The following is a 26,384-nucleotide window of genomic DNA, read 5'->3' as shown; positions in this document are numbered from 1 at the left end:
AAAAGGCCGCACCCTTCACAGGGCGCGGCCTTTTGCGTTCAAGCAGCCTGGATCAGTTATCCAGCGCCACCCGACCCGCCGCTTCATCAGCCTTGCGCTTGCGATGCACCAGCAGACCCGCTGCCACCACACCAATGCTCAGCAACGCGGTCGCGACGATCTCGGCGCGATGATCCGGACGGATCGCCATCACCACCAGCACGGCAATGATGAAGGCAATGGTCGCCCAGGTCAGGCCGGGGAACAGCCACATTTTGAAGTCGATCTTCTCACCACGCGCTTCGCGCTGGCTGCGCATGCGCAGTTGCGATACGGCAATCACCAGGTACACCAGCAAAGCGATAGCACCGGAACTGGCCAGCAAGAACTCGAACACCTGCGCCGGTGCGACGAAGTTGGCGAACACGCAGAGGAAGGCCGCAGCAGTAGACAGCAACACTGCCCAGTGCGGAGTACCGGCCTTGGTCGTGCGTTGGGCCACAGCCGGTGCGTCGCCACGCTTGCTCAGCGAGAACAGCATGCGCGAGGAGGTGTACAGCGCCGAGTTCAGGCAGCTGGTAACGGCGATCAGCACGACGATATCAACGATCAGCTTGGCATTCGGCACGCCGATCATGCTCAGCACGGTCTGGTACGAACCGGTCTCGGCCAGGGCTGGATCGTTCCACGGCACCAGGGCCACGACCAGGAAGATCGACACCAGGTAGAACAGGCAGATCCGCCAGATCACCGAGTTGGTGGCGCGGCTGATCTGCTTGCCTGGATCTTTCGATTCGGCAGCAGCGATGGTAACGATCTCGGTACCCATGAACGAGAACATGGTGGTCAGCATGGCTGCCAGCACGGCGCCCAGGCCATTGGGCATGAAGCCTTGGGTGTCGAACAGGTGGCTGACACCGCTGACCTGGCTGCTGGGCACCATGCCGAACATGGCGGCGCAACCGACGACGATGAAGCCGATGATCGCCAGCACTTTGAGCAAGGCGAACCAGAACTCGAACTCGCCGTAGTTCTTCACGCTGCACAGGTTGGTCAGGGTCAGCGCCAGGGTGATCAGCAGCGAGAACGCCCACAGATCGACCGCAGGGAACCAGGCATGCAGGATGGCTGCGGCGGCGTTGGCTTCCAGCGGGATCACCAAGACCCAGAACCACCAGTACAGCCAGCCGATGGTGAAACCTGCCCAACGCCCGATGGAGCGGTCGGCATAAGTGGAGAACGAACCGGTGTCAGGCGAGGCAATCGCCATTTCGCCCAGCATGCGCATCACCAGCACCACCAGGGTACCGGCGGCGGCGTAGGCCAGCAGTACGGCAGGGCCGGCAGCGGCAATGGCGTGGCCGGAGCCGACGAACAGACCGGCGCCGATCACGCCAGCAATGGACAGCATGGTCACATGCCGTTGCTTGAGCCCCTGAGCGAGGTCGTTGGAATTGTTACCGCTCATAAAACTACCTTTGTAAGGAGGTGGACTACACGAATGACGGCCAGCGCGCCTGGGGTGAAAGTCGGCGTCGCTGCATTCAGTGATTTCCAGATGGCAATAACCGGGCCAGGTGAGAATGGCTTTCGTCTGAAATCTTTCAGCAGGCAGATATGGCGCGGCTTGCAGGGCATTCGGCCAGGCTTTGACCGAAAGGCCGCCAAACCCCCATGCCAAGTCCAGATTACAGAAATACCCACTTACAAACGCACCAAAGGTGCTCCTCGGTAACACCTGCGCACAATAACCAGGCAGAAAAGTGCAACCTTCGGCGCAACCCTCAAGTAGGCGTCGAATCCTTCGCGGGCAAACCCGCTCCCATAGGGTTTGGCGCAATCCCTGAGGTTTATGGGATATTTGTGAGAGCGGGCTAGCCGCGAAGAGGCCAAAAACGGCTTCCCAGGCTTGGCCAAAGCTGGCACCATCGCGCCTTTTTTCATCAAGGCTCTGGTGCTGGGCGCAAAGGTCTGCGGACATCCTCGCGACGTTGCGCTGCAGCGATGCGACAAACTGTCCCGCCAGCGACCCGAGCCCCCTGCGACCCGGTTGGATGTCACTGAGCCGCTATGCTAGCGTGGCGCTCGCCAGGAAGGCCGCCAACAGCTGGGAACGCACCCGAACACATGAGGACCGCACATGGCCGAGGCCACGCCCGCGCTAGAAATCCGCAACCTGCACAAACGCTACGGCGAGCAGGAAATTCTCAAGGGCATTTCGCTGACCGCCCGTGACGGTGACGTGATCTCCATCCTGGGGTCGTCCGGCTCCGGCAAGTCCACCCTGCTGCGCTGCATCAACCTGCTGGAGAACCCGCACCAGGGGCAGATCCTCGTCGCCGGCGAAGAGCTCAAGCTCAAGGCTGCCAAGAATGGCGACCTGATCCCCTCCGACAACCGCCAGATCAATCGCCTGCGTAGCGAAATCGGCTTTGTCTTCCAGAATTTCAACCTGTGGCCGCACATGTCGATCCTCGACAACATCATCGAGGCGCCGCGCCGGGTGCTGGGCCAGAGCAAGGCCGAGGCGATCGAACACGCCGAGGCGCTGCTGAACAAGGTTGGCATCTATGACAAGCGTCACAGCTACCCCGCCCAGCTTTCCGGTGGCCAGCAACAGCGTGCCGCCATTGCCCGTACCTTGGCCATGAAGCCCAAGGTCATCCTGTTCGACGAGCCGACCTCGGCGCTCGATCCGGAAATGGTCCAGGAAGTGCTTAACGTTATCCGCGCATTGGCCGACGAAGGCCGTACCATGCTGCTGGTGACGCACGAGATGAACTTTGCCCGCCAGGTGTCCAGTGAAGTGGTCTTCCTGCACCAGGGCTTGGTGGAAGAGCAAGGAACGCCGCAGCAGGTCTTTGAAAACCCGAACTCGGCGCGTTGCAAGCAATTCATGTCCAGCCACCGCTAACGGAGCAATACATGCAGACCTACAAGAAATTCCTCCTGGCCGCCGCCGCCACCCTGGTCTTCTCGGCCAACGCCATGGCCGCGGAAAAACTGCGCATGGGTATCGAAGCGGCCTACCCGCCGTTCAACAACAAGGATGCCAGCGGTAACGTCGTAGGCTTTGACAAAGACATCGGCGACGCCCTGTGCGCCAAGATGAAAGTCGAGTGCTCGGTGGTCACCTCCGACTGGGACGGCATCATCCCCGCCCTGAACGCCAAGAAGTTCGACTTCCTGGTGTCGTCGCTGTCGATCACCGACGAGCGCAAGCAGGCGGTCGACTTCACCGACCCCTACTACTCGAACAAGCTGCAGTTCATCGCGCCGAAGAACGTCGATTTCAAAACCGACAAGGCCTCGCTCAAGGGCAAGGTGATCGGTACCCAGCGCGCAACCCTGGCCGGCACCTGGCTGGAAGACAACTACGGCGATGATATTCAGATCAAGCTGTACGACACCCAGGAAAACGCCTACCTGGACCTGCTGTCCGGCCGTATCGACGGCATCCTCGCCGACAAGTACGTGCAGTACGAGTGGCTCAAGAGCAAGGACGGCCAGAACTACGAGTTCAAGGGCGAGCCTGTAGAAGAGTCCGACAAGATCGGCATCGCCGTGCGCAAGGGTGACGACAAGCTGCGTAACGACCTCAACGCCGCCCTGAAAGAAATCAAAGCCGACGGTACGTACAAGAAGATCAACGACAAGTACTTCCCGTTCAGCATCGAATGATTCGCCCCGACCGGCACGCCCTTGCGGCGTGTCGGTCCCTAGAACGCATCTACCCATGAATATCGACCTGCACGGATTTGGTCCGGCCTTGTTGGCTGGCACCTTCATGACCGTAAAACTGGCGCTTTGCGCCCTGCTGCTGGGGCTGGTCCTGGGCCTGCTCGGCGCACTGGCCAAGACTTCTTCGATCAAGCCACTGCAATGGCTTGGCGGCTTCTACTCGACCCTGGTTCGCGGCGTGCCTGAGCTGCTGTGGGTCCTGCTGATCTATTTCGGTACCGTTGGCCTGGTCAACAGCTTGGGCGAAGCCCTGAATATTCCCGGCCTTGAGCTCAGTGCCTTCGCTGCGGGCGTAATCGCCTTGGGCCTGTGCTTTGGCGCCTACGCCACGGAAGTGTTCCGTGGCGCGATCCTGGCGATTCCCAAGGGCCACCGTGAAGCGGGCATGGCCCTGGGCCTGTCCAAGGGCCGCATCCTGTCGCGGATCATCCTCCCGCAAATGTGGCGCATCGCCCTGCCGGGCCTGGGCAACCTGTTCATGATTCTGATGAAAGACACCGCGCTGGTGTCGGTGATCGGCCTGGAAGAAATCATGCGTCACTCGCAGATCGCGGTGACCGTGAGTAAGGAGCCGTTCACCTTCTACATGGTTGCGGCCTGCATCTACCTGAGCCTGACCGTGATCGCCATGACCGGCATGTACTTCCTGGAAAAACGCGCCGCTCGCGGCTTCGTGAGGGCCGAACAATGAACTGGGAAGTCATCATCAAATGGCTGCCACGCCTCGCTCAGGGCGCAACCCTGACCCTGGAGCTGGTGGCTATCGCGGTCATCGCCGGATTGATCCTGGCGATCCCGCTGGGTGTCGCCCGCGCTTCGCGGCACTGGTACGTACGCGCCTTGCCCTACGGCTACATTTTCTTCTTCCGCGGCACTCCGCTGCTGGTGCAGCTGTTTTTGGTCTACTACGGCCTGGCCCAGTTCGATGCGGTGCGCAGCAGCGCGCTGTGGCCCTACCTGCGCGATCCGTTCTGGTGCACCGTGCTGACCATGACCCTGCACACTGCCGCCTACATCGCCGAGATCCTGCGTGGTGCGTTGCAGGCGATCCCCAAGGGTGAGATCGAAGCGGCGCGCGCGCTGGGCATGTCGCGGGCCAAGACGCTGTTCTACATCATGCTGCCACGCGCCTCGCGCATAGGCCTGCCGGCCTACAGCAACGAAGTGATCCTGATGCTCAAGGCCAGCGCCCTGGCCAGTACCGTCACCCTGCTGGAACTGACCGGCATGGCACGGACCATCATCGCCCGCACCTACTTGCCGGTGGAGATCTTCTTTGCTGCCGGGTTGTTCTACCTGCTGATCTCGTTCTTGCTGGTGCAGGGGTTCAAGCTGCTGGAACGCTGGTTGCGCGTGGACGCCTGCCAAGGGCGCTGAGTCAGTAGCGGCCTCATCGCTCCTATTGACTCGGTAGGAGCGGGCTTGCCCCGCGATGAGGCCATCACTGACACCCTTTGACTTCCAACGCCCAACGCCCATGAAACCCACGCCGTTGCTCCACAGCGCTCAACTCCTCGAACGCTTCCAGGCCCTCGACCCATTCATCGTCGAGCACCAACACCTGTGGAAACCAAGGCCGTTCACCTCATTACAGCTACCTTGGGAAGCCCAACACCCACAGCTCTCGACCTGGTTGCGCCAACGCCCTCTAGAAGACGCCGACGCCCAACTCGACCCCAGCCAACTGCCCGCCCCTTTCCCCGAGCTGGCCACCCAAGCCCAGCACCTGAGCGAACTCGGCGAGCTACCTGACACAGGCCTGCCCCCCGCCGGCCACCGCCTCGACGTCGGCGTGCCCGGCCGCAAATGGCAACAGATCGAAGCCTTCAGCCGCCGCCTGAGTTTTCGCCAGCACACCCAGCACTGGCTGGATTGGTGCTCAGGCAAAGGCCACCTCGGCCGCCGCCTGTTACAGCCCGGCCAACAACTGACCTGCCTTGAATACGATGCCGCGCTGGTCGCAGCCGGCCAGGCTTTGAGCGATCACCATCACCTCCCGGCCATCCACCAGCATCAGGATGTAATGGCCGCAGACAGCGCCCGTCACCTGGATGGCAACAAAAGCGTGGTCGCCCTGCATGCCTGTGGCGATCTACATGTCCGCCTGCTGCGGCTAGCCGCCGAGCAGGGCTGCCAGCACGTCGCCCTGGCCCCCTGCTGCTATAACCGCATCCAGGCCGAGCACTACCAGCCGATGTCCACAGCCGCCAGTGCCTCGACCTTGCAGCTGGATCTTGATGACCTCGGCCTGCCCTTGAGCGAAACAGTCACCGCTGGCGCCCGCGTACGCCGCCAGCGAGATACCTCGATGGCACGGCGACTGGGCTTTGACCTGCTGCAACGCGAGCAACGCCAAAGCGACGACTACCTGCCAACCCCGTCCCTGCCCGTCAGCTGGCTGGAAAAGCCCTTTGCCCAGTACTGCCGTGACCTGGCCGAACTCAAGCAACTGACGCTCAGCGGCGAACCCAACTGGGCTGCCTTGGAGGCTGCCGGCTGGCAACGCTTGGCGCAAGTGCGCAACCTGGAGCGAGTACGCAACTTGTTCAGACGGCCCTTGGAGCTGTGGCTGGTGCTCGATCGTGCGCTGTTCCTGCAAGAACAGGGTTACAACGTGCAGGTTGGCTTGTTCTGCGAGTACCCACTTACCCCTCGCAACCTGATGCTAATGGCCGAGCTAAAAGCTGGAAAAACCTGTGGATAAGTCTGTGCACAAGCTTTTGATGAACACTGCATAATTTCGGATCCAAGGTGCTATTTAAAGCCTTCCGCTTACCCTCTCGAATCTTCAAACCCAGCAAAAACAGGCCTTTGCGCAAAGACCGGTGGTAACGACCAACGGTATGCCTTCAGCGCAACGCTGGCATGCCCCTTGTGCATAAGCGTTTTGCGGCATAGCGCGAAATGGGAGCTGGCAACGTGCCCACCGAACAAATCCACTGGGTTACAATTGCCATCACTGCGCACCTTGCACTCAGAAATAACCAGACCTACGAACGGACTTCGAAATCGTGATCCAAGCCAAACCCCTCGCCCTGCTGAGCTTCGCCCTGGCCCTCGGCGGCTGCGCCAACAACGCCCCCACGCCAAAAACCACTGACCTGGGCTGGAACACCCCCGGCATGCAGCTTGGCGGCGACCATGGCCTACCGCTGCGCGCCGAGACGCCTTGCCGCAAGCGCGGTTGCGACAACGACAAGCTGTTTTTCAACCCCGCCACGCCCGAGCCAAGCGTCAATACCATCCACCGCGGCTGGTAGGAAATTTCTCCTTTCGGCGCGGTAACTTAGGTCTTTATACAAAGATCGCACGGAAGGTATTTACAGCGGCCAACCGATCGCTATAATGACGCCCCTGTGCCGGTATAGCTCAGATGGTAGAGCAACTGACTTGTAATCAGTAGGTCCCGGGTTCGATTCCTGGTGCCGGCACCATATAAATCAAAGGCTTGCAGAAATGCAGGCCTTTGTTGTTTCTGGAACACGTACCAACGCACGTACCAAGGTCACCGGTAGTCAGCCCAAAAATACTGTATACTCATACAGTTTAAGAATAGCTTTTGGCCCCCCAGCTATTTGTGATACAACCCGCATCCGGCGTGCCATACTAGCCCTCTAGGAAGCCGTTTTGCAGGGTGTCAAGGGGGACTCGCGCTTTCTAAGCGCAAAGTAGCGTGAAGGAGAACGAACGTGTTCAATGCGAAATCGATTGCTAACTACTTTCTGGAACTGGCTGCCGCCAGGGGTGAGTGCATTAGCCCGATGAAGCTGCAGAAGCTCGTTTACTACGCCCATGGTTGGTACGCCGGCTACACCGAGCGGCCACTGATCAACGAGGCAGTCGAGGCTTGGCAGTACGGCCCCGTGATCCCCTCGCTGTATCACGAATTCAAGCGCTTCGGTTCCGGCGAAATCACCGGGAAGGCATTTGAGTACGATGCCCTCGGCGTCCGGGAGGCTGCGACACCGGCAGACCCCGATATCCGTACCTTCTTGCAGAATGTGTACAACAGCTACGGCAAGTACTCAGGTGTCCGCTTGTCCGAGATGACCCACGCTAGCGGCACTCCATGGGATGTGACCTGGTCGGCTGCGAAAGGGATGCGCGGGGTGGACATTCCGTTCACCACCATTGCTACCCACTTCAAAGACGCGGTGCGCAAAGCACAAAGCGGCCAAACGGCGGTGCAAGCGTGACCGAGCCTACCCCTAGCATTGGCTCGGTTACGATTGATCCAGCTGCTGAGGCCGCTGCGCCAGGGCTGAACGGCTCGGGCAACGACGAAAACGCTTTTTTCGCTGCCGGTAAAGAGCACTTTCAGCTTCAACACAATCAGCAAAATCTAGGCTGGCTTGGCAAGTTCTGGGGGGCTACTGATAGAGCAGCCCCCACGAACATTGCTGGCTTCGTAATCGGCGTATCGGCACTTCTCATCGTGGGAAGCTTCTTCGTAACTGAAAGCCCAGAACTCAACGAAGCTCGCAAGTGGCTTTATGGGCTGACGACCTCCGCTCTCGGCTTTGTATTCGGTACAGCCACCAAACGCTGACCGCGCAGGGAAGGAACTCACCCCTTCCCTTCCTCTCCTCAGACCAATGAGCTGCCAGATAAGCATCAGCGATGCACACACGTGTGCGCTTGCGCACGCGATTTGCTCGTGACTTTTAATGTAGTGGGTGGCCTCAAAAAAAGAGTAACCTCAGTAATCCTGACCGTTTTCTCCCTCACAGCCCCCGAGTTCCGAGGCCTCAGCTCCATTTCAAAAAGTAATTTTTAAGTAACCTTTAAGTAATCAGATTACTCCTTAGTTGAGTGATATTTTCGATTCCTGAAAGCCTTTAAAATCAATTGGTTAGAGAAAAATTACTTTTTCAATTACCCTTCTATTACCTCTCTTTGTAATCAGCGAAGTCCAATAAATACGGGGTCTTCAGCACCAATCTTCCCCCTCGATTACGCTTGTTACTCTTTTTTTGAGAGCCCCTCCCTAGCTCGGCCAAACAACGCTACAGGATCAGCTATGCGCCGTCGCAATACCCCCTTCGGTGCAGGGATTCGCAGAAGACCTGGATCGCCAATTCTTCCCGGCAGCCCAGCAGCGAGGCCTGCTCAGCATCTGCGCAGGGGTGCGGAAATTCCGACACGTTTAGCCCGCAGGCGTGGCGGGGGGACGAGGGCGCGCGCCGGGGTTCACTTGGCGCCGGCTGTCCTCCCCCTGCCAGGCTGGATGCGCCGGGCCTCCGCTGATACTGTATGCACATACAGTATCCTGAACGAAGGGGTGAAAGACGATGCTCATTGACGACGAGGGATTCGAGCTGGGGAGCCCTACGCTCGAAAAGATGATTCGTCACCAGGTTGTGCTGTTGAGGCACGAGAGTGAGGAGTCGCGGCGTCAGCTTGCGAAGGCGAAGGCCGATGTCCAGAAACTGGTCGATATCAACGCGCAACTGAACAGCCAGATGGCGGACCTGCACCGACAATTGAGAGAGGTGCGATCACGGCTGTGTGTTGAATTCAACCTCAAGCGGCACGCATTCTCGACCTGGGGAGGGGCTGATGGGGAAGCGGGTAGACAGCGAGTGATCCGCGTCTACCCGATGCTCTGAAAGGCCCGGTTTTATTGGGCGACAGTGCTATTTGATGTGGCTTGATATTGCCTGGAGTGATAATATTTAATGGGTTTTTTCATGCTGATGACCCACACATTTTTGGCCGATTGAGGTCAATAAAAAGCCGCCTCATTGGGCGGCTTTCTTATGTCTGGGATGTCAATTCGCTGAAGCGGCAGGCAAGTCATAAGGCTTGAAGCGAATCACCTCCTCCCCCAACCATTCGTTGATCTGGAGAAGCCTGGCTTGTTCCGGCTCCAGTTCATTGAGCGCCCACACCTGGGTAGCATCACGCACGGACCCAAACCCGCCTGCGTTCTGTGGCACCACCCCCATCAACTGGGGCGGGATGCGCAACATTGCCAGCTGATCGTCGCGGCTGATGTTCTTGATGGTGCCGAAGTCATCCTTGGCGGCGACCTCGCTGATCGGGATGAGCTGGATGCCGTCTTTCTTACCGTTCGGTGCGTACATGAACAGGTTGCGGAAGTTACCCGGCCCTTTGCTGTTCTTCATCGCTTTGCGCAGGTCGTCGACGAAGTCTTCATTGTGAGCAGCGTCAGTCATGTACAGGATGAAACCGGCATGACTGCCGTTCTGGTAATACTTGCGCCGGAATAGGGTGGCAGCCTCATTGAGCAACGCCGACTGCAACGCCGGCAGCCACTCGGGCAGCCCGTAGACCTCCTGGTTAATATCAGCCACGCGCAGGTGGCAGATGCTCCCTGCGCGAAACTCGTGTTCATCCCGCCAGCTTCGTACCTGGTGGTACGTCTCCAAGTCAGACCCCCGCCGCATGTACTTTGCCAAGCATGGTCGTAGGCCAAGAGCCTGGCGCAGCATGTTGTCCCGCTTCTCCAGGTAGAGATTGCCAGACCATCCCATATCCATAACGATCTGCTCGAACGCCTGCCGGTTCAAAAGCCTGTGAGGGATGAAGGTCCGTGCGAGAGCGTTCCGCTTGAAGATCAGCCCCGACTGCAAATAGACGCTGGCCTTCGATGAGCGGGCCAGCCCGTCGAGGGATACCGGCGGCTCGTACCAGCGGCCATTGTCGTAACACTCCAGGTAATCCAGGATCTCGCGGCCATCGAGCACCGGGGTAGGTTCGCCAAAGGTGAACGCCTCGGCCTTGCCCGGACCAGCCAGCCGATCGCCCTCATTCGCCGGCACAGCGCCGGCCTGCTCAATAGTGCCCATCTCAGTAGATCTCCATGATTCCGGTGTTGGCCACGGTCTGGCCCTCCAGCGGCTCGTTGTGCAATGCGTGGAAAAGTGCCCAGGCCAAATCCGCATGACCGGTGGCCTCGTTCCGACCTGCTGTGTATGTGAACTGGCGGCCACTTGGGGTGATGGTCTTGCGGATGGCCATGAGCGACTGGGCAACGTCTGTCCACCCGGCGTCGAACTCCAGCCGGCCCTTGCTGATCACGTCCCATGCCTTCATCACCAGGCGGGTCTTGACCTCGGGGTTGTAGGAAAAAGTGCGTAAAGCGGGGAAGAACTGGCGCACCAGCTGCGCCACGGCGCTGCCCATGCCGGTTGTATCGATGCCGATGTACGTCACGTTGTAGCGGCGAGTCACCTGGCGGATCGTCTCGGCCTGAGAGTTGAAGTCCATGCCACGGAACTGATGCCGCTCCAGGACGAAAAATTTGCCCCCCGGCACCAGGGGCGGCCCTAGTACGACCAAACCAGCAGAGTCGCCGCTCTCGGCTGGGTCGTACCCAATCCAGACCGGGCGCTCGCCGAAAGGCCTCATGGCAAAAGGGCTGTAGCCAGGCCAGTCCCAGCTTTCCACCATGCACGGCTGAAGCATCGACAGTGGGAAAATGCTCGACCCATCGTCAACGAACTGGCACATCAGCAGGTTCTGGAAGGCGGCTGGGTCATACTCCATCCGTAGCTCATCCAGATCGAACAGATCGCAGCCCCGTGACTCCGCGTCCATGATCGTGACGATCTGCCGCCAGATCTTATCCTCGCCCAGCCGGCCTTGTTGCAGCGCCTCATGGCTTACGTCTAGCTGGATATGTTGGGCGGTTGGTTTGCCCTTGTTGACCCGCTCCCCTGTCCACCAGGGGTAGGCCTGGTGCGCCATGCTGCTCGGCGTAGAGAAGTAGGTCTTGCGCCACCGCTTCTGTAGCGCCATGCCCGACGCGACCTTGTTGATCTCGGCGAAGCCGTGGACCCAGAAAAATTCGTCGAAGTAGAAGTTCCCCGACCGCCCCTGCGCGGTGCGGAAGTTCGTCCCGAGGAAGTGCAGCTCCGCGTTGTTCCAAAGCACGATTGGGTCGCCGGTCAGCTTGACCCCCAGCACCTCATTGAGGAACGACTGCATGTAGGTCTTGAACTGGTGAGCCTGGGCCTTGCTCGCAGACAGGAAGATCTGATTGCGGCCAGTAGTGATCGCATCGATCAACGCCTCCCGCGCAAAGTAGAAGGTGGCCCCGATCTGCCGGCTCTTGAGGATCATCCTGGTGCGCTGGTTGCCCGCGCGATACCAATCCAACTGGTAGTCAAAGCAACCGTCGCGGAAAGCTTCGACGAGCAGCTCGATCTGCTCCTCGTTCAGCTCGTTGCGCACAGCCTGCTTCTTCGGCCCCTCATTACGCTTGGCGATATTCGGGTTGAGATCGGTTTCGGTACCGCCGCCCTGGTAGCGCTGAATGCGAGCTTGTCGCTCCAGCTGGCGGTGGAGTAGGTCGATTTCCTTGAAATCTCCGCCGGTCTTGCCCTCCTTGAGAAACAGCTGAACAAGCCGCGCCTCCAAGGCACCGCCAATACGCTCGACGCTGTCGGCCTTGTCCCATCCATCCCGGGCTTTCCAGCTGTGGACGGTCTTCTCTTTCTCGCCCAAGTAATCGGCGATATCGGTGATGCGCCAACCCGTCCAGTACATGAACTTGGCTTGGCGGCGGGGATCTGTCGTGAGTTGGGCGGTAGTGTTCATGGCGCCGATGCTGACGCTCACGCGCGCGTTGCCCCACTGGCGCGGCCTGTAGCCCCTTGGCCTACAAAGCCAGCGCGTTGCCGTAGAACAGCGTGCTGCGGACCATGCCCCCATCGCCAGGCACAACGCCACCGCAATGAGGACAGCCCGAATGGCCGCAAGCACCGCCCCCGCCAAGAAACTTCGTTCCGACTGGTTCCGCATCTTCGTAGAGGGCGCGACCACTGACGGCCGTACCGTAGAACGCACCTGGATCGAGGACATGGCCGCGTCCTACGACCCGAACACCTACGGCGCCCGCCTGAACTGCGAGCACATCCGTGGTCTCGGCCCGGACACCCTGTTCGGTTCGTTCGGTGACGTGCTCGCGCTTAAGGCGGAAGAGGTCGAGATCGGTGGCGAGAAGAAGCTCGCCTTATATGCCCAGATCCAGCCGACCGAGAGCCTGATCGAGCTGAACAAGAAAGGGCAGAAGATCTACACCTCTGCCGAAGTACGTCCCAACTTCGCCGAGACCGGTAAGGCCTACCTCATCGGCCTGGCCATCACCGACAGCCCCGCCAGCCTCGGTACCGAGGCGTTGAAGTTCAGCACCCAGAGCGGGCTGGCCAGCCGTAAGCAACACCAGGACGACCTGTTCAGCGCTGCTGAAGAGGTGGAGATGAAATTCGAGGAGGTCGTTGAGACCCCCAGCATGTTCGCCACCCTGCGAGACAAGGTTGGCGTCCTCCTCGGCAAGAGCAAGGAAAAGGAAGGCAAGGACGCCGCCAATTTCGCTGCCTTGGGAGAGCTGATCGAGCAGCTCGCCACCCACGGCGCCGAGCAGGCCGAAGCCTTCACTGCCGAGCGTACCGCCCGCGAAGAGCTCCAGGCCAAGCACGACAAGCTGTCGACCGATTTTAACGAGCTGGTCAAGCGCCTGGGCGAAACCGAAGACCACACCCAGCACAAGCGTCCCCCCATGGCCGGCGGCGACGGGCATGCCGTCGTTGACTACTGACCCCAGTCGCTACAACACCACCAGTTCGGAGAAACACCATGCAAAAGCAAACCCGGATCGCCTACAACGGCTACCTGGCCCAACAAGCCAAAATCAACGATGTCAGCACGGCGACCGAGGCCTATACCGTCGCCCCGGCGCCCGCTCAAAAGCTCGAAAGCGCTATCCAGGAATCCAGCGCCTTCCTGAAGAAGATCAACATCATCCCGGTCGACGAAGCCGAGGGTGAGGCCATTATGCTCGGCGTCAATGGCCCGACCGCGAGTCGCACCGCGACCGGCCCCGGCAAGCGCCGCCAGCCGCGTGACGTGAGCTCTCTGAAAGCTGATACCTATGCCTGCAAAAAAACCAACTTCGATACCGCTCTGCCGTATGCGAAGCTCGACGCCTGGGCGAAATTCAAAGACTTCCAGACCCGCCTGTCTGGCTCGATCGCCGAGCGCCAGGGCCTGGACCGCATCATGATCGGCTTCAACGGTACCAGCGCGGCTGCCGACACCGACCTGGCAGCAAACCCAATGCTGCAAGACGTGAACATTGGCTGGCTGCAAAAAATGCGCGACCGAGCGCCTGAGCGCGTCATTGACGAAGGTGATGTCGCCGGCAAGGTAACCCTGGGCGCCACTGGCGATTACAAGACCCTCGACGCCCTGGTCTTTGACGCCATCCAGCTGCTGGACCCGTGGCACCGTAAACGCTCTGACCTGGTCGCGATCATCGATCCGGCATTGCTGCATGCCAAGCAGCTGAAGGCGTTGGAGAACGGCGCCACCTCTAACCAGGAGGCCAACGCCGCAGACGAAATCATCGTCAAGACCCGCGTTGGTGGGTTGCCGATCGAGCACGACGTTCCCTTCTTCATCGAAGGCGCGGTCTGGGTTGGCCCGCTGAGCGCGCTGTCGATCTACGTCCAAACCGACAAACGCCGCCGACACATCCGTGACGAACCCGAATACGACCAGGTCGCTGATTATCAGTCGTCCAACGAGTCGTACGTCGTCGAAGACTTCGGCGCCTGCGCCTTGGTCGAAAACATCGAGAAGGTCTAAACCATGACCCTGACCCTCGCCCAACGCACTCAACTGCGCAAGCGTGCCGCCCAGGAGGCGGCACTCACCGCACCGGCTGCGCTCATGGATGGCCTGAGCACCTACGAGCTGATGCTCGCCAAGCTCCAGCAGGATCAGCTGCGCTTGCAGCAGGTTCAGTCAACCCAACACAAGGCCCTGGTTAAGGCCGAGCTCCTGGGCGAATACAAGCCCTACATCGACGGCGTGCTCTCCGATGGCCGTGGTGCGCAAGATGACGTGGTCACCACCGTCATGCTGTGGCGCTTTGATGCCGGCGCCTGGGCTGACGGCCTGGATGTAGCGGGGTACGTGCTGCGGCACGGCCTCAAAATGCCCAACCGCTTCAACCGGACCACTGGTTGCCTGGTCGCTGAGGAAGTCGCCGAGGCGGCGCTCAAGTCCCAGAAGGCCGGCGAATCGTTCCCGATCGACGTCATGATTCGCACCGCCGACCTCACCGAAAAGCAGGACATGCCCGACGAAGTCCGCGCCAAGCTCAAGCTGGCCCTGGGTCGCGGCTACCTAGAGGGTCTGGACGCTTCCAGTCCAGGCGAGCCAGGCCAGTTGCAGACCGGCATTGATCTGCTCAAGCGCGCGATCGAGCTGCACGATCACTGCGGTGGCAAGAAAGATCTGGACCGCGCCGAGCGGCTCCTCAAGAAACTTGCCGGCTCCGCCGGCTAACCGAGCGTCCCACGCAACCCGGCGGCTCGGGGCGGATCAGCGGCCAATGGCTCAGCTGTGAAGCCCCGACCACCGCCGACTTGGCTGAGGTCCAGATGCACGCCAACGAATTTGCCGCCCAGTTCTATTGCCAGTTCTCCGATCGCAGCGACGGCGAACTAGCGGAGGCTGCCGGCCGTTATGTCCAGGCGACTGAAGCCTACGACCTCACTGTTTGCACCGGTCCTAATCGGAACGGGGAGATCTTGCCGGCGACATCGCTAGAGCTAGGACGCATCAACCAGCATGCGCAGCGCGAATTGGACAATCTTTGCGAGCAGTTCGCGGGGAAATACAGCCGGCGGGAGATCCTCCAAGCAATCCGCCGCTATGACTCGAGATATCAGAAATGAGCGGATTTATTCCAGGCGGTTTGTCGCCGAGCGCCCCTGTCCCAGGCGCTCACATAAACAGCGAGCCTTTCTGGCCGTCGATCGACCTGGACAAGCTGCGCGAGACCCTGCGCATTGACTCCAGCGTCACCGCCGCCCGGCTTGAAACAGCAGTTATCGCGGGAATCATCAGCGTTAACCGCGACCTGGTGGCATGGCGAGTAGCCAAGCAGGTCGCCGGCTATGCCTCATTGGCCGAAGTCCCAAGCGAGAAGATCCAGGGCGAATCCCAGTTGGTTTACCTGTACTTGCGCGCCGTTGAATGCGCTGCCGGGGCAGAGGTGTGTGAGCGGTACCGGGGTTTCGACAGCACCGGTAGCGGGGTTAAGAAGGCCGACGATAACGAGCCCACCATTGACGACTACCGCCGCGACCAGCGCTGGGCGGTCCGAGACTTCCTAGGCACGTCCCGCACCACCGTGGAGCTGCTCTGATGGCCGAGCAACTCCGCACACAGCAAAACGACACAGTCGACGCCATTTGCTGGCGACACTACGGCCGCACCGCCGGGGTAGTCGAGGCTGTGCTCGATGCCAACCCTGGCTTAGCCGATCGCGGTGCCGTGCTTCCAGCCGGCGTGCTGGTGACCCTGCCTGAGCTGCAAACCACCGCGCCAGAGCGCCAGATGGTGAACCTATGGAATTGATCGCCCACACCCACCGACCAAGGAAGGATCGACATGCCTGACCGTCCCGAGACTTGGGCCTGGCTCGCAACCTGGCTCGAACACAACTGGCCCGGCCTGTATGCCGGCGGGCTGGCCATCATCATCGCTGCCCTGCGTGTGATGTACGGCGGCGGCGGGATTCGCCAGATAGCCCTGGAAGCCCCGCTCTGCGGCGCCCTAGCACTGTCCGCCACCCACGGATTGCCGCTCATTGGCATCCCCATCAGTACCGCACCGTTCTTCGGCGGCGTTATCGGGCTACTGGGCATTGAGTTCACCCGTGCCGCAGCAAAGAGATTCTTCACACGCAAAGAGGGAACCGCATGACTACCCTGCGCCACGGCGATCGCTCCCAGGCGGTACGCGAACTGCAACGCAAACTGAACAGCCAGGGCGCCAAACTGGCCACCGACGGCGCTTTCGGTGATGCCACCGAGGCCGCCGTCCGTGCCTACCAGCAAAAAGTCGGCCTGGTATCCGATGGGATCGCCGGTAAAAAGACCCTGGCCAGCTTGGACGGGCTCGACACGCAAAAGCTGCTGACCCATGCCGACCTGGTCAAAGCGTCCGTCCGCCTGGGCGTTCCGGTCGCTGCCGTGTATGCCCTCAATGAGGTCGAGTCACACGGCGCCGGATTTCTCAGCAACGGAAAGCCAGTGATCCTGTACGAGCGCCACATCATGTACGCCCGGCTGCAACTGGTGCGCTCAGCCTCTGATAACCAGGAGCAACTGCACGAGCGCGCCGAGCTGCTGGCCAAGCAAGCCCCAAGCCTGGTCAACCCGAAATACGGCGGTTACATCGGCGGTACTGCCGAGCATCAGCGCCTAGCCCAGGCCCGACAGCTGGACGAACAGGCGGCGCTGGAATCGTGCAGCTGGGGCGCATTCCAGGTGATGGGGTATCACTGCCAGCGCCTGGGCTACGCGAACATCCAAGAGTTCGTGGCGGCGATGAATCGCAGCGAAGCGGACCACTTGGAAGCCTTTGTCCGCTACATCGAAGCCGACGCCAACCTGCTCAAGGCCTTGAAGGCGCAGAAGTGGGCGACAGTGGCCAAGCTCTACAACGGCCCTGACTACCAACGAAACATGTACGACGTGAAGCTGGAGCGCGCCTTTGAGCGCTACCAGGACCGCGCCCTGGTGGCCGCGTAATGGATCTGCGCGCCGGCATCATCGCGGTCGCCCTGCTCGCCGCCATCGGTACTGGGTTGTGGGGCTGGGGGCAGCAGTTGCTGCTTGGTACCGAGCGGGAAACCTCGAAGAGCCTGGCGCAGCAGCTCGACACCGCACAGGAAGATGCCCGCCGTAACCTGGCTACCGCCACTGAACTAAAAACAACCCTGGAGCGCGAGCGCGAAAGCCAGGCCAAGCTCCAACAGCTCCAGGGCGAGCTGCGTTCAAGCCTGGCCAAGCGTGAGCGTCAGATCGAGGAGCTCAAGCTTGAGAATGAAGAACTGCGGAACTGGGCTGCTCAGCCTCTACCTGACGCTGCTCGCCGGCTGCGCGAGCGCCCCACCATCACCGGCGCCGACGCTTATCGTCAGTGGCTGTCCGGTAGTCACCCCGTGCCAACTGCCGGCGACCGCGCCGAGGCAGAACGGGCAATTGCTCAGTGACCAGGAGCGCACCGAGCTGGCCTGGGCAGAGTGTGCTGCCCAAGTCGATCGCGTCTATCAGCACCAGGTGAGCCATGAACAAGCCAAATAGCCTGCGCGATCACCTGCTTGCGGCCGTGCCAGGGCTCAAGCCAAACGCTGAGCGCCTGCTCATGTTCATTGATGGCGGCAAAGTCCGCTGCACTGCGGCTGTCACGCTGTCTTTCGAGTACACCTACACCTTGCAGATCATCCTTACCGACTTCGCGGGCCATCCTGACAGCGTAATGTTGCCCATCCTCGGTTGGCTCAGGGTCAACCAGTCGGAACTGCTGGCCAACCTGGACAAATCTGCCGACGGCCTCAAGTTTGAAGCCGACATGCTCGATCGCTCAAAAGTGGACCTCAGCATCACCCTGCCGCTTACCGAACGGGTAGTCGTCAAACGCAACGAAGACGGCACCTACGACGTGAGTCACCCCGGCGAACCGCAATATGAGCCGTACGAAGAGCACGGGGAGATAACCTTGATGGCCAACGGTAATCCGCTTGCGTCTTGGCAGCCGCCACCCGCACCGGATGGCATGGCCCTGATCACCCCACATCCAAAGCGGCCTAACCGTGGCTGACCTTGAGGCCCTGGAGGACTGGGTGGCTCCCCTCCTTCAGAGAATCGAACCTGCCGAGCGATCCAAACTGGCCCGCAAGATCGCCCAGCAATTACGTCGCGGTCAGCAACAGCGTGTCATCGCGCAGCGCAACCCTGACGGTTCCGCCTATGCCCCGCGAAAGCCCAGGAAACTGCGCAGCAAACAAGGCCGAATCCGCGCCAAGGTGAAGATGTTCCAGAAGCTGCGAACGGTCAGCCACCTAAAGGCTCGCGGCGACTCGTCGGCCGCCACGGTCGGCTTTACCGGTCGTATTGCGCGGATCGCCCGCGTTCACCAGGAAGGTCTGAGCGATCGCGCCGCACCTGGAGCGCCAACCGTGCAGTATGAAAAACGGGAGTTGTTGGGCTTTACCGACCTGGAGCGCGAGCAGATCCGCGACGCCCTCCTGGCCCATCTGACCCTGTAGAGCCGCCCGCTACAACGCCGCGATGATGCGCCCTCGCGCGAGCGGCGCGACCATCGCCGGCATGAACATCGCCGACCTCAACCGACTCCTGGAAAACCTGATCCGCTTCGGCACCATCGCCGAGGTGCAGCACAAGCCGCCTCGCGTAAAGGTGCGCACTGGCGGGATCACCACCACCTGGCTGCCCTGGCTTGCCTGGCGGGCCGGCGCTGATCAGGAGTGGGACCCGCCTACCGTCGGTGAACAAGTCGTGCTGCTCTCGCCCAGCGGTCAGCTGGCAAACGGCGTGGCGATCACCGGCATTTTCAGCGATGCGATCCCAGCCAATGGCGACCGCGCCGGCCTGCACCGTCGGACCTACGCTGACGGCGCCGTGATCGAATACGACAGCGTGGCTCACCACCTGAGCGCCACGTTGCCAGACGGCGGTACCACCGACCTGATCAGCACTGGCGGCATTCACATAGTCGGCGACGTCACCCACGAGGGTAACTACACCCAGACCGGCAACCAGAACGTCACCGGACAGGTAACGGTCAGCATCGATGTCGTGGCAGCAGGCATCAGCCTGGTTAAACACGTCCATGGCGGCGTCATGTCTGGCCCGGGCAAGACAGGAGCCCCCCAATGAACCGAAACAACGGGTCAACCCTGGGCAAACTGGACCACATCGCTCAGTCAGTTGCGGACGTACTCACCACGCGCCTGGGAACCCGCATTGAGCGCCGTGAGTACGGCAGCCTGCTGCCCGAGCTGATCGATCAGCCGCAGAACGACGCTACCCGCCTGCGCCTGTATGCGGCAACCGCGATGGCCCTGATGCGCTGGGAGCCCCGGATCAGCCTTGCCCAGGTGCAATTTGACACCCAAGGTCTGAGCGGCCGCGCCGAGCTGACCCTCTCTGGCGTGCTCGTCGACAACAACCAGCCGTTTAGTCTGCGCGTGCCCCTGCAACTGGGAGGCGCCGTATGAATACCTTCCTCCCCATCGACCTCAGTCAGTTGCCAGCGCCGCAGGTAGTCGAACAGATCGACTATGAGCAGATCCTCGCTGAGCGAAAGGCCTACGCCATCAGCCTCTGGCCACCAGAGGAGCAGGCGGAAATGGCCGGACGTCTAGAGCTTGAGTCCGAGCCCATCACCAAACTGCTGCAAGAGAACGCTTACCGGGAAATGATCTGGCGTCAGCGCGTCAACGAAGCCGCTCTCGCCGTGCTGCTCAGCTCGGCTAAAGGGAATGACCTGGACCAGGTCGCCGGCAATGTGAACGTGAAACGGCTGGTGATCCAAGCCGCCAACCCGCAGGCCATCCCCCCTGTGCCGCAAGTGCTGGAAAGTGACGACGCTTTGCGCGAGCGCGCGCAAATGGCGTTCGAGGGGTTGAGCACTGCTGGGCCGCGCAACGCCTATATCTTCCACTCCAGGGCGGCAGATGGCCGGGTCGCCGACGCCTCAGCCGAAAGCCCATCGCCCGCTGTCGCCGTGGTCACTGTGCAGTCCGCGTTGGGAGATGGTACCGCCGACGAAGAACTACTCGATGTCGTGCGCGCGTACCTCAACGACGAAGACCGCCGCCCAGTAGCTGACCGCCTGATCGTTCAGGGTGCGCAGATCCTGGGCTACCAGGTAGTAGCCAAGCTCTACTTGAAAACCCTGGGGCCAGAGGCCGAACCCATTCTTGCGGCCGCTGAGGAGCAGCTGAAAGCCTTTGTTCACCAGCGGCGCCGACTGGGAATGCAAGTGTCGGAGTCGGCGGTCCATGCCGCTCTGCATGTCGAGGGCGTGCGTAAAGTTGAGCTGCAAGGCTGGGCGGACATCAACGCGAGTTTCAGCCAGGCACCGCACTGCAACAGCATCACCTTGACCCAGGGCACTGAGCCATGAGGCTGCTGCCGGGCAACGCTACCGCCCTGGAGCGCCAGGCGGCCGAAGCACTCGCGCAGATCGAGCGGGTTCCCGTGCCTATCCGGGATTTGATGAATCCAGACCGTTGCCCCTTGGCGCTGCTGCCATTCCTGGCCTGGGCGTTTTCCGTCGACCGCTGGGACAGCCGCTGGCCCGAAGCGGCCAAGCGCGGAGCGATCCGCTCTTCGTACTACATCCACTCGCGGAAAGGGACGATTGGCGCGCTGCGCCGCGTCGTTGAGCCGCTGGGCTACCTGATCGAGGTCGTGGAGTGGTTCCAGACGGAACCTCAAGGCGTGCCCGGAACCTTCGCTATCAAAGTTGGCGTATCGGATGAAGGGATCAGCGAAGAGACATATCAGGAACTGACATGGTTGATCGATGACGCCCGGCCAGTCAGCCGTCACCTCACTGGCCTGGCTATCAGCCTCGAAACCACTGGGGCCTTCTACGTTGCCGGCGCCGTTTACGAAGGCGACGAGTTGGATGTTTACCCCCCTGCCTCCCGTGACATCGATGTGACCGTTTCAATCGGCCGCGGTGGACGCGAACACACCATCGACACAATGGACATTGCACATGGTTGACCAGAACTCGCAGTTTTACGCGATCCTCACCAACGTGGGGGCTGCAAAGCAGGCAAACGCGGATGCCCTGGGCATTCCGTGGAAGATCACCCAAATGGGTGTTGGCGATGCCAATGGCACGGACCCCACCCCTAACGCCACTCAAATCAGTCTGCTCAATGAATGGCGGCGCGCTCCCCTCAACCAGCTCAAGGTCGACGACAAAGACAACGCCATCATCATCGCTGAACAAGTGATTCCCGCAGACGTTGGCGGTCGCTGGATTCGTGAAATCGGTCTGTATGACTCAGACGGCGACCTGGTGGCTGTGGCCAACTGCGCGCCGACCTATAAGCCGTTGCTGAGTCAGGGCTCAGGGCGTACTCAGGTTGTGCGGATGAACCTGATTGTTAGCAGCTCCAGCAACGTGCAGCTCAAGATCGATCCGAGCGTTGTTCTTGCTACCCGCGAATGGGTGACCGAAGAGCTGGCCAAGCAGGATTTCAAACATTCGGTGCTTGTCGCTACCACGGACCCCATTACCCTGAGCGGGCTGCAAACCATTGACGGCGTGGCACTGCCCGCCGGGTCGCGGGTACTGGTAAAGAACCAAGCCGCAGCCAAGGATAACGGACTGTATCAGGTCGTGGCGGGTGGCCCCTGGACGCGTTGCGCGGATGCGGACACCAGCGCCAAGGTTACCCCTGGTCTGCTGGTGATGGTCGAGCGAGGCACGGTCAACAGCGATACAGCTTGGCAGTTGCTGACGGATGCGACTATTGCGCTCGGCGTCACGGGTTTGACCTTTGGTTTGGCGTTTGGTCGCACGGGTATTGCGGCCGGGACGTACCGAAGCGTCACCGTTGATATTTACGGGCGCGTGGTCGCCGCGACCAACCCGACAACAGTTGCCGGCTACGGCCTGACTGATGTTTACACCAAGACGCAAATTGACCAAGCGTTGACGCTCAAGGCGCCGCTGGCCAGTCCGGCCCTTACCGGAGTGCCGACAGCGCCGACCCCGGCTGCCGGCACCAATACCACCCAGTTGGCCACGGCTGCTTTCGTACAGTCGGCCATTGCGGCCTTGGTCGCGTCATCGCCGGGCGCTCTGGATACGCTGAACGAGTTGGCAGCGGCTCTCGGCAATGACCCGAACTTTGCCGCGACCATGACCAACGCGCTGGCCCTTAAGGCGCCTTTAGACAGTCCAACTTTTACGGGCGACCCCAAGGCGCCGACGCCGGTATCCACGGATAAAGATACTTCCATCGCCACGACGGCATTTGTGCGGGCGGCGATGGCGTTGTATGGGCTAGGCAGCACGGCGGCGCCATTTGGCGGCAGCATCGACACATTAAGCGAGACGGGTGTTTATCTCGTGTCAGGTAACGCCGGCACGCTGCCTGTATGGCCTCTAAACGCCCCTGGCGGAGTGGGTGGGCAGGATATTACAGCCGGCAATTTGTTCCACATTGAGCGCGGCTCAGGAGGCGCCGCGACTCAAATCATGGATGCTTTCACTAGCTCTGACCTCGCTGTCACCATGATCCGCACCAAAAAGCTGGGCGGCACTTGGCTGCCGTGGCGTGAGATCTGGACCAGCGGTAATACCCCAAAACAGACTGGCCCGCAGGACTTAACGCCGGGTGCGATGCTCAGCCCGCAGTCGTTCGGCATTGGCCAGGCCGTATTCCTTACCGAAACTGACCTGAACAAATACTTGATACCCGGCAACTACATGACGCCGGCTGGAGGTTTGTCCAACGTTCCGCCAGGTTGGGCGGCTACCGTTCTGCGCTATAACGTTGTGGTTTCTGGCCTATCAGCCTCAGTCGGAGCGATGGTGCAGACGATTTACGCGGGGATGTCGGGTGAAGAGACCAAGGTGGCAAGTCGGTCCTATTCCGTGGCAAAGGAATGGACTCCGTGGGAAGAGTTCACTACCAGCCGCCACGGTCCTTTAAAAGGAATGCAGGTTTACCGAACCGCAGGTGTTTTTACTTGGAGCGTGCCCGCCGGCGTCAAAAAGGTATGGGTGAAAGTAGTCGGTGGCGGCGGTGGTGGCGCAGTGAGGCGCGTTGCTGGTGATGCGGGCGGTGGAGGCGGTGGCGGTGGTGGGGTTGCTGAGGGCCTTTTCGATGTGAGTGGGCTCAATTCAGTTTCTATAACTGTTGGTGCTGCTGGCCTCGGCGCAACCGATCCGGGGCCAGGTGAGAACGGGAAGGCCAGTGCGTTTGGTGCCTACTGCTCGGCAACCGGTGGAACTGGTGGCCAAGTCCCCTCGGGCGGCGGTACTGGTACTGGTACGGGGGGCGTGATCAATTACGGTCTGGGCGATGGCTCTAACGGCGCCGTGGGGGGCAGCGCTGGAAGTGTCGGTGGGACTGGGGGCGGTCCCGGTAGTGCTGGAACCTTCGGCGGTTCCGCAGCAGCTCGCGGGCCAGGTGGCGGCGGCGGCGGTGCAGGAACCACAGCTAATTCCTATGGCGGCAACGGCGCGCCTGGAATGGTAGAAATCAAATGGTAGGGGTGACTATGTGGGCGCTTGTGCAAGGCGGCGTTGTAATCGAGACAACCGAGATTGATCCCGAGGGGCGCTTTCATCCTGACTTGAAGTGGCGCGCCTGTACGTCGCCGGTAAAGCCTGGGTGGCTGTACGCGAATGGTGTTTTTGCCGAAAAGGTTGAATCGCCGGAGGAAATCAAAGCTGCCGAACGTCAGTGGCGAGACAGTGAGCTGTCCGCTCGACAATGGCTGCGTGACCGACACCGCGACGAACAAGACCTGGGGCGCCCTACGACGCTTAGTAATGAGCAGTTCATGGAGTTGCTCGCGTACATGCAAAGGCTGCGGGACTGGCCACTAGCGGATACTTTCCCCGACGCCTCTAAACGACCAGCTGAGCCGATATGGATTTTTGAGCAACAGCTGTAGACCCTTCCGCTACAACCCTCGCGGCTCGCCCATGGTCCGCGCGCGCGGCAGCCTGTGCAGTGTCATCCCACTGCACAGGCACTCAACATGGCCGACGAATACCACCACGGCGTGCGCGTCCTCGAAATCAACGAGGGCACACGGCCCATCCGCACCGTTTCTACTGCCGTCGTCGGCCTGGTCTGCACCGCAGACGACGCTGACCCGGTAGCCTTCCCTCTCGATACCCCTGTCCTGCTGACCAGCGTGCAAAGCGCGATCGCCAAGGCCGGCAAGACCGGTACCCTGGCCGTCAGCCTGCAAGCGATCGCCGATCAGACCCAGCCAGTCACCGTCGTTGTGCGTGTGGCCACGGGCGCCACGGACGCGGAAACCACCAGCAACATCATCGGCACCACCACCGAAACCGGCAAATACACCGGCATGAAGGCACTGCTGGCCGCGAAAACTCGCCTTAAGGTCACCCCGCGCATCCTGGGCGTACCTGGTCTGGATTCGCTGCCGGTCGCCACCGCCCTGGTATCGATCGCGCAGCAGCTGCGCGCCTTCGCCTATGTCAGCGCTTCCGGCTGCAAGACCAAGGAAGAGGCCGTCGCCTACCGCGAGAACTTCGGCGCCCGTGAGGTGATGGTGATTTGGCCGGACTTCGAATACTGGAGCACCGAGAGCGACAGCACCGCCACAGCGCCGGCCGTGGCCCAAGCCCTGGGCCTGCGCGCCAAGATCGACAAAGAGACTGGCTGGCATAAGACCCTGTCCAACATCCCAGTCAATGGCGTGACGGGCATCAGCGCCGACGTGTTCTGGGATCTGCAAAACCCAGCCACCGACGCCAACTACCTCAACAGGAACGAAGTCACCACCCTAATTAACGCGGACGGCTTCCGCTTCTGGGGTAGCCGCACCTGTACCGAAGACCCGCTGTTTGCCTTCGAGAACTACATCCGCACCGCCCAGGTCTTGGCTGACACCATGGCCGAGGCGCACATGTGGGCGATGGACAAGCCGATGCACTCGTCCCTGGTGCGCGACATCCTCGAGGGCATCAACGCCAAGTTCCGCGAGCTGATCGCCGGCGGCTACCTGATCGGCGGCAGCGCCTGGTACGACGAGGAGGCCAACAGTGCCACCACCCTCAAGGCCGGCAAGCTCTACATCGACTACGACTACACCCCGGTGCCGCCGCTGGAGGATCTCACCCTTCGCCAACGCATCACTGACCGCTACCTGGCTGACTTCGCCAGCCGCATCAACAGCTGACGGAGACCACCACCATGGCTATGCCGCGCAAACTCAAGAACCTCAACCTGTTCAACGATGGCACCAACTACCTGGGCGTGTGCAAGTCCTGCACCCTGCCGCCGCTCAGCCGCAAGATGGAAGGCTATCGCGGGGGCGGTATGAACGGCCCGGTGAAGGCCGACCTGGGCTTCTCCGACGACGGTATCCAGTTCGAATGGAAGACCGGCGGCCTCGATCTGCTGGTCTTGCGCCAGTTCGGCGCAGTGAAGGCTGACGGAGTGATGCTGCGCTTCGCTGGCAGCTACCAGCAGGACGATACCGCCGTCGTCTCTGCCGTGGAGGTTGTGGTCCGTGGTCGTCACGAAACCATTGAAATGGGCGAAGCCACGCCCGGTGAAGACACCGAGCACAGCATTACCACCACCTGTAGCTACTACAAGCTCACGGTCGATGGCGAAGTCCTGGTCGAGATCGACCTGCTCAACTTCATCGAAGTCATCGACGGCAAAGACATGCTCGCAGAGCAGCGCAAAGCGCTGGGCATCTAACCCCCCTTCCTCACTGGAGCCACCATGAAAACTACCGAAACCACGGCACAGAACGACAACCAGGTCGAACCGAACACCCCACAGTTGAACGACAACCAGGTCGAGCTGGACACCCCAATCAAGCGCGGCGAAAGCGAGATCACCATCATCACCCTGCGCAAGCCCGCCTCTGGCGAACTGCGCGGGCTGCACCTGGCCGAGGTGCTGCAAATGGATGTTGCCAGCCTCATCAAACTGGTCCCGCGAATCAGCGATCTCAACGAGTTTGAAGTCGGCCGCCTGGACCCCGCTGACCTGTTTGCTATCGGCACGAAGGTATCCGGTTTTTTGCTACAGAAGCGGATGAAGACGGACGCCTCCCTCGTTGCGTAGA

At 60.9% G+C, this 26,384-nt stretch carries 31 protein-coding genes, 1 tRNA gene and 2 pseudogenes; 31 read left to right on the top strand and 3 right to left on the bottom strand.

The features are described 5' to 3' along the window. Positions 1 to 52: 52 nt before the first annotated feature. Complete coding sequence (gabP, locus tag AAZU54_RS06570; RefSeq protein ID WP_186552802.1) at positions 53 to 1,447, bottom strand: GABA permease; 1,395 nt, start codon at positions 1,445 to 1,447, stop codon at positions 53 to 55. 672 nt (positions 1,448 to 2,119) lie between these two features. Between gabP and AAZU54_RS06565 the strand changes: the two genes are divergently transcribed. From AAZU54_RS06565 to AAZU54_RS06520, 10 genes are all read left to right on the top strand, one after another. After that, complete coding sequence (locus tag AAZU54_RS06565) at positions 2,120 to 2,893, top strand: ABC transporter ATP-binding protein (protein ID WP_186552803.1); 774 nt, start codon at positions 2,120 to 2,122, stop codon at positions 2,891 to 2,893. 11 nt (positions 2,894 to 2,904) lie between these two features. Continuing rightward, positions 2,905 to 3,660 carry an ABC transporter substrate-binding protein gene (locus AAZU54_RS06560; RefSeq protein WP_186552804.1) on the top strand — a complete coding sequence of 252 codons (756 nt, stop codon included), beginning with the start codon at positions 2,905 to 2,907 and terminating at the stop codon, positions 3,658 to 3,660. A 55-nt stretch (positions 3,661 to 3,715) separates the two neighbouring features. Next, positions 3,716 to 4,411, top strand: coding sequence for an ABC transporter permease (locus AAZU54_RS06555; RefSeq protein ID WP_186552805.1), 696 nt, complete (start codon positions 3,716 to 3,718; stop codon positions 4,409 to 4,411). Continuing rightward, complete coding sequence (locus AAZU54_RS06550) at positions 4,408 to 5,097, top strand: ABC transporter permease (RefSeq protein ID WP_186552806.1); 690 nt, start codon at positions 4,408 to 4,410, stop codon at positions 5,095 to 5,097. Before AAZU54_RS06555 ends, AAZU54_RS06550 begins: the two co-directional genes overlap by 4 nt. Positions 5,098 to 5,197: 100 nt before the next feature. Continuing rightward, on the top strand, positions 5,198 to 6,424 hold the full coding sequence (locus AAZU54_RS06545) for a methyltransferase (RefSeq protein WP_434726879.1): 1,227 nt from the start codon (positions 5,198 to 5,200) through the stop codon (positions 6,422 to 6,424). 307 nt (positions 6,425 to 6,731) lie between these two features. Further along, on the top strand, positions 6,732 to 6,980 hold the full coding sequence (locus AAZU54_RS06540) for a hypothetical protein (RefSeq protein WP_186552808.1): 249 nt from the start codon (positions 6,732 to 6,734) through the stop codon (positions 6,978 to 6,980). Positions 6,981 to 7,078: 98 nt separating this feature from the next. Next, a tRNA-Thr gene (locus tag AAZU54_RS06535) sits at positions 7,079 to 7,154 on the top strand. Between the two features lie 255 nt (positions 7,155 to 7,409). Next, entirely contained in the window at positions 7,410 to 7,916 is a 507-nt protein-coding gene (locus tag AAZU54_RS06530) for a Panacea domain-containing protein (RefSeq protein WP_434726878.1), read from the top strand. After that, the gene (locus tag AAZU54_RS06525) at positions 7,913 to 8,269 is read left to right on the top strand and encodes a hypothetical protein (RefSeq protein WP_434726877.1); all 357 of its coding nucleotides are present in this window, start codon (positions 7,913 to 7,915) and stop codon (positions 8,267 to 8,269) included. The genes AAZU54_RS06530 and AAZU54_RS06525 overlap by 4 nt, the downstream gene beginning before the upstream one ends. 742 nt (positions 8,270 to 9,011) lie before the next feature. After that, positions 9,012 to 9,329: a hypothetical protein gene (locus tag AAZU54_RS06520; protein WP_434726876.1), complete on the top strand. Its 318-nt coding sequence runs from the start codon at positions 9,012 to 9,014 to the stop codon at positions 9,327 to 9,329. Between the two features lie 162 nt (positions 9,330 to 9,491). On the opposite strand, the gene AAZU54_RS06515 is transcribed toward AAZU54_RS06520, so the two are convergent. Together AAZU54_RS06515 and AAZU54_RS06510 are read right to left on the bottom strand one after the other, a co-directional pair. Next, complete coding sequence (locus AAZU54_RS06515) at positions 9,492 to 10,532, bottom strand: phage portal protein (protein ID WP_434726875.1); 1,041 nt, start codon at positions 10,530 to 10,532, stop codon at positions 9,492 to 9,494. 1 nt (position 10,533) lies between these two features. After that, a complete protein-coding gene (locus AAZU54_RS06510) occupies positions 10,534 to 12,285 on the bottom strand; it encodes a terminase ATPase subunit family protein (protein WP_434726898.1) in 1,752 nt (583 codons plus the stop codon). Between the two features lie 151 nt (positions 12,286 to 12,436). Here AAZU54_RS06510 and AAZU54_RS06505 point away from each other — a divergent pair, with 151 nt between their 5' ends. From AAZU54_RS06505 to AAZU54_RS06405, 21 genes and pseudogenes are all read left to right on the top strand, one after another. After that, entirely contained in the window at positions 12,437 to 13,285 is an 849-nt protein-coding gene (locus tag AAZU54_RS06505; protein ID WP_434726874.1) for a GPO family capsid scaffolding protein, read from the top strand. Positions 13,286 to 13,323: 38 nt separating this feature from the next. Continuing rightward, positions 13,324 to 14,334 carry a phage major capsid protein, P2 family gene (locus tag AAZU54_RS06500; RefSeq protein ID WP_434726873.1) on the top strand — a complete coding sequence of 337 codons (1,011 nt, stop codon included), beginning with the start codon at positions 13,324 to 13,326 and terminating at the stop codon, positions 14,332 to 14,334. Positions 14,335 to 14,337: 3 nt separating this feature from the next. Then, a complete protein-coding gene (gpM, locus tag AAZU54_RS06495) occupies positions 14,338 to 15,039 on the top strand; it encodes a phage terminase small subunit (RefSeq protein ID WP_434726872.1) in 702 nt (233 codons plus the stop codon). A gap of 95 nt (positions 15,040 to 15,134) precedes the next feature. Then, positions 15,135 to 15,431: a hypothetical protein gene (locus tag AAZU54_RS06490; RefSeq protein WP_434726871.1), complete on the top strand. Its 297-nt coding sequence runs from the start codon at positions 15,135 to 15,137 to the stop codon at positions 15,429 to 15,431. Continuing rightward, the gene (locus AAZU54_RS06485; RefSeq protein ID WP_434726870.1) at positions 15,428 to 15,904 is read left to right on the top strand and encodes a head completion/stabilization protein; all 477 of its coding nucleotides are present in this window, start codon (positions 15,428 to 15,430) and stop codon (positions 15,902 to 15,904) included. Before AAZU54_RS06490 ends, AAZU54_RS06485 begins: the two co-directional genes overlap by 4 nt. Next, positions 15,904 to 16,116, top strand: coding sequence for a tail protein X (locus AAZU54_RS06480; RefSeq protein WP_434726869.1), 213 nt, complete (start codon positions 15,904 to 15,906; stop codon positions 16,114 to 16,116). Before AAZU54_RS06485 ends, AAZU54_RS06480 begins: the two co-directional genes overlap by 1 nt. Positions 16,117 to 16,149: 33 nt before the next feature. Further along, positions 16,150 to 16,464 carry a phage holin, lambda family gene (locus AAZU54_RS06475; protein WP_434726868.1) on the top strand — a complete coding sequence of 105 codons (315 nt, stop codon included), beginning with the start codon at positions 16,150 to 16,152 and terminating at the stop codon, positions 16,462 to 16,464. Beyond that, a complete protein-coding gene (locus AAZU54_RS06470) occupies positions 16,461 to 17,294 on the top strand; it encodes an N-acetylmuramidase domain-containing protein (protein WP_434726867.1) in 834 nt (277 codons plus the stop codon). Before AAZU54_RS06475 ends, AAZU54_RS06470 begins: the two co-directional genes overlap by 4 nt. Beyond that, positions 17,294 to 17,662 (top strand): annotated as a pseudogene (locus tag AAZU54_RS06465) (Rz-like lysis system protein LysB); the annotation flags it as partial. The gene AAZU54_RS06470 and the pseudogene AAZU54_RS06465, both read left to right, overlap by 1 nt. Next, complete coding sequence (gene lysC, locus AAZU54_RS06460; RefSeq protein WP_434726866.1) at positions 17,589 to 17,849, top strand: Rz1-like lysis system protein LysC; 261 nt, start codon at positions 17,589 to 17,591, stop codon at positions 17,847 to 17,849. The pseudogene AAZU54_RS06465 and the gene lysC, both read left to right, overlap by 74 nt. Further along, positions 17,833 to 18,366 (top strand): phage tail protein, encoded by a 534-nt coding sequence (locus tag AAZU54_RS06455; RefSeq protein ID WP_434726865.1) that lies wholly within the window; start codon positions 17,833 to 17,835, stop codon positions 18,364 to 18,366. Before lysC ends, AAZU54_RS06455 begins: the two co-directional genes overlap by 17 nt. Beyond that, positions 18,359 to 18,814: a phage virion morphogenesis protein gene (locus AAZU54_RS06450; protein ID WP_434726864.1), complete on the top strand. Its 456-nt coding sequence runs from the start codon at positions 18,359 to 18,361 to the stop codon at positions 18,812 to 18,814. The genes AAZU54_RS06455 and AAZU54_RS06450 overlap by 8 nt, the downstream gene beginning before the upstream one ends. Before the next feature lie 25 nt (positions 18,815 to 18,839). Further along, a complete protein-coding gene (locus AAZU54_RS06445; RefSeq protein WP_434726897.1) occupies positions 18,840 to 19,445 on the top strand; it encodes a phage baseplate assembly protein V in 606 nt (201 codons plus the stop codon). Continuing rightward, the gene (locus AAZU54_RS06440; RefSeq protein ID WP_434726863.1) at positions 19,442 to 19,786 is read left to right on the top strand and encodes a GPW/gp25 family protein; all 345 of its coding nucleotides are present in this window, start codon (positions 19,442 to 19,444) and stop codon (positions 19,784 to 19,786) included. The genes AAZU54_RS06445 and AAZU54_RS06440 overlap by 4 nt, the downstream gene beginning before the upstream one ends. Beyond that, positions 19,783 to 20,697 (top strand): baseplate assembly protein, encoded by a 915-nt coding sequence (locus AAZU54_RS06435; protein WP_434726862.1) that lies wholly within the window; start codon positions 19,783 to 19,785, stop codon positions 20,695 to 20,697. The genes AAZU54_RS06440 and AAZU54_RS06435 overlap by 4 nt, the downstream gene beginning before the upstream one ends. Continuing rightward, entirely contained in the window at positions 20,694 to 21,305 is a 612-nt protein-coding gene (locus tag AAZU54_RS06430) for a phage tail protein I (RefSeq protein ID WP_434726861.1), read from the top strand. The genes AAZU54_RS06435 and AAZU54_RS06430 overlap by 4 nt, the downstream gene beginning before the upstream one ends. Then, a pseudogene (locus AAZU54_RS06425) lies at positions 21,298 to 22,371 on the top strand (phage tail protein); the annotation flags it as partial. The gene AAZU54_RS06430 and the pseudogene AAZU54_RS06425, both read left to right, overlap by 8 nt. Positions 22,372 to 23,807: 1,436 nt before the next feature. Continuing rightward, positions 23,808 to 24,221 carry a phage tail assembly chaperone gene (locus AAZU54_RS06420; RefSeq protein ID WP_434726860.1) on the top strand — a complete coding sequence of 138 codons (414 nt, stop codon included), beginning with the start codon at positions 23,808 to 23,810 and terminating at the stop codon, positions 24,219 to 24,221. 87 nt (positions 24,222 to 24,308) lie between these two features. Next, positions 24,309 to 25,481, top strand: coding sequence for a phage tail sheath protein (locus tag AAZU54_RS06415; protein ID WP_434726859.1), 1,173 nt, complete (start codon positions 24,309 to 24,311; stop codon positions 25,479 to 25,481). Positions 25,482 to 25,495: 14 nt separating this feature from the next. Continuing rightward, a complete protein-coding gene (locus AAZU54_RS06410) occupies positions 25,496 to 26,011 on the top strand; it encodes a phage major tail tube protein (RefSeq protein ID WP_434726858.1) in 516 nt (171 codons plus the stop codon). Between the two features lie 24 nt (positions 26,012 to 26,035). After that, positions 26,036 to 26,383 (top strand): phage tail assembly protein, encoded by a 348-nt coding sequence (locus AAZU54_RS06405; protein WP_434726857.1) that lies wholly within the window; start codon positions 26,036 to 26,038, stop codon positions 26,381 to 26,383. Position 26,384 lies beyond the last annotated feature (1 nt).

It is taken from the genome of Pseudomonas sp. Je.1.5.c (assembly GCF_051129895.1).
GTDB classification, from domain to species: Bacteria; Pseudomonadota; Gammaproteobacteria; order Pseudomonadales; family Pseudomonadaceae; genus Aquipseudomonas; species Aquipseudomonas urmiensis.
This window is presented reverse-complemented; position numbering and strand designations above follow the sequence as displayed.

Excerpts from the sequence above, each read along its gene's own strand:
- gabP (WP_186552802.1), bottom strand. The coding sequence starts at position 1,447 with ATGAGCGGTAACAATTCCAACGACCTCGCTCAGGGGCTCAAGCAACGG.
- AAZU54_RS06565 (WP_186552803.1), top strand. The coding sequence starts at position 2,120 with ATGGCCGAGGCCACGCCCGCGCTAGAAATCCGCAACCTGCACAAACGC.
- AAZU54_RS06560 (WP_186552804.1), top strand. The coding sequence starts at position 2,905 with ATGCAGACCTACAAGAAATTCCTCCTGGCCGCCGCCGCCACCCTGGTC.
- AAZU54_RS06555 (WP_186552805.1), top strand. The coding sequence starts at position 3,716 with ATGAATATCGACCTGCACGGATTTGGTCCGGCCTTGTTGGCTGGCACC.
- AAZU54_RS06550 (WP_186552806.1), top strand. The coding sequence starts at position 4,408 with ATGAACTGGGAAGTCATCATCAAATGGCTGCCACGCCTCGCTCAGGGC.
- AAZU54_RS06545 (WP_434726879.1), top strand. The coding sequence starts at position 5,198 with ATGAAACCCACGCCGTTGCTCCACAGCGCTCAACTCCTCGAACGCTTC.
- AAZU54_RS06520 (WP_434726876.1), top strand. The coding sequence starts at position 9,012 with ATGCTCATTGACGACGAGGGATTCGAGCTGGGGAGCCCTACGCTCGAA.
- AAZU54_RS06515 (WP_434726875.1), bottom strand. The coding sequence starts at position 10,532 with ATGGGCACTATTGAGCAGGCCGGCGCTGTGCCGGCGAATGAGGGCGAT.
- AAZU54_RS06510 (WP_434726898.1), bottom strand. The coding sequence starts at position 12,285 with ATGAACACTACCGCCCAACTCACGACAGATCCCCGCCGCCAAGCCAAG.
- AAZU54_RS06505 (WP_434726874.1), top strand. The coding sequence starts at position 12,437 with ATGGCCGCAAGCACCGCCCCCGCCAAGAAACTTCGTTCCGACTGGTTC.
- AAZU54_RS06500 (WP_434726873.1), top strand. The coding sequence starts at position 13,324 with ATGCAAAAGCAAACCCGGATCGCCTACAACGGCTACCTGGCCCAACAA.
- gpM (WP_434726872.1), top strand. The coding sequence starts at position 14,338 with ATGACCCTGACCCTCGCCCAACGCACTCAACTGCGCAAGCGTGCCGCC.
- AAZU54_RS06490 (WP_434726871.1), top strand. The coding sequence starts at position 15,135 with ATGCACGCCAACGAATTTGCCGCCCAGTTCTATTGCCAGTTCTCCGAT.
- AAZU54_RS06485 (WP_434726870.1), top strand. The coding sequence starts at position 15,428 with ATGAGCGGATTTATTCCAGGCGGTTTGTCGCCGAGCGCCCCTGTCCCA.
- AAZU54_RS06480 (WP_434726869.1), top strand. The coding sequence starts at position 15,904 with ATGGCCGAGCAACTCCGCACACAGCAAAACGACACAGTCGACGCCATT.
- AAZU54_RS06475 (WP_434726868.1), top strand. The coding sequence starts at position 16,150 with ATGCCTGACCGTCCCGAGACTTGGGCCTGGCTCGCAACCTGGCTCGAA.
- AAZU54_RS06470 (WP_434726867.1), top strand. The coding sequence starts at position 16,461 with ATGACTACCCTGCGCCACGGCGATCGCTCCCAGGCGGTACGCGAACTG.
- lysC (WP_434726866.1), top strand. The coding sequence starts at position 17,589 with ATGAAGAACTGCGGAACTGGGCTGCTCAGCCTCTACCTGACGCTGCTC.
- AAZU54_RS06455 (WP_434726865.1), top strand. The coding sequence starts at position 17,833 with ATGAACAAGCCAAATAGCCTGCGCGATCACCTGCTTGCGGCCGTGCCA.
- AAZU54_RS06445 (WP_434726897.1), top strand. The coding sequence starts at position 18,840 with ATGCGCCCTCGCGCGAGCGGCGCGACCATCGCCGGCATGAACATCGCC.
- AAZU54_RS06440 (WP_434726863.1), top strand. The coding sequence starts at position 19,442 with ATGAACCGAAACAACGGGTCAACCCTGGGCAAACTGGACCACATCGCT.
- AAZU54_RS06435 (WP_434726862.1), top strand. The coding sequence starts at position 19,783 with ATGAATACCTTCCTCCCCATCGACCTCAGTCAGTTGCCAGCGCCGCAG.
- AAZU54_RS06430 (WP_434726861.1), top strand. The coding sequence starts at position 20,694 with ATGAGGCTGCTGCCGGGCAACGCTACCGCCCTGGAGCGCCAGGCGGCC.
- AAZU54_RS06420 (WP_434726860.1), top strand. The coding sequence starts at position 23,808 with ATGGTAGGGGTGACTATGTGGGCGCTTGTGCAAGGCGGCGTTGTAATC.
- AAZU54_RS06415 (WP_434726859.1), top strand. The coding sequence starts at position 24,309 with ATGGCCGACGAATACCACCACGGCGTGCGCGTCCTCGAAATCAACGAG.
- AAZU54_RS06410 (WP_434726858.1), top strand. The coding sequence starts at position 25,496 with ATGGCTATGCCGCGCAAACTCAAGAACCTCAACCTGTTCAACGATGGC.
- AAZU54_RS06405 (WP_434726857.1), top strand. The coding sequence starts at position 26,036 with ATGAAAACTACCGAAACCACGGCACAGAACGACAACCAGGTCGAACCG.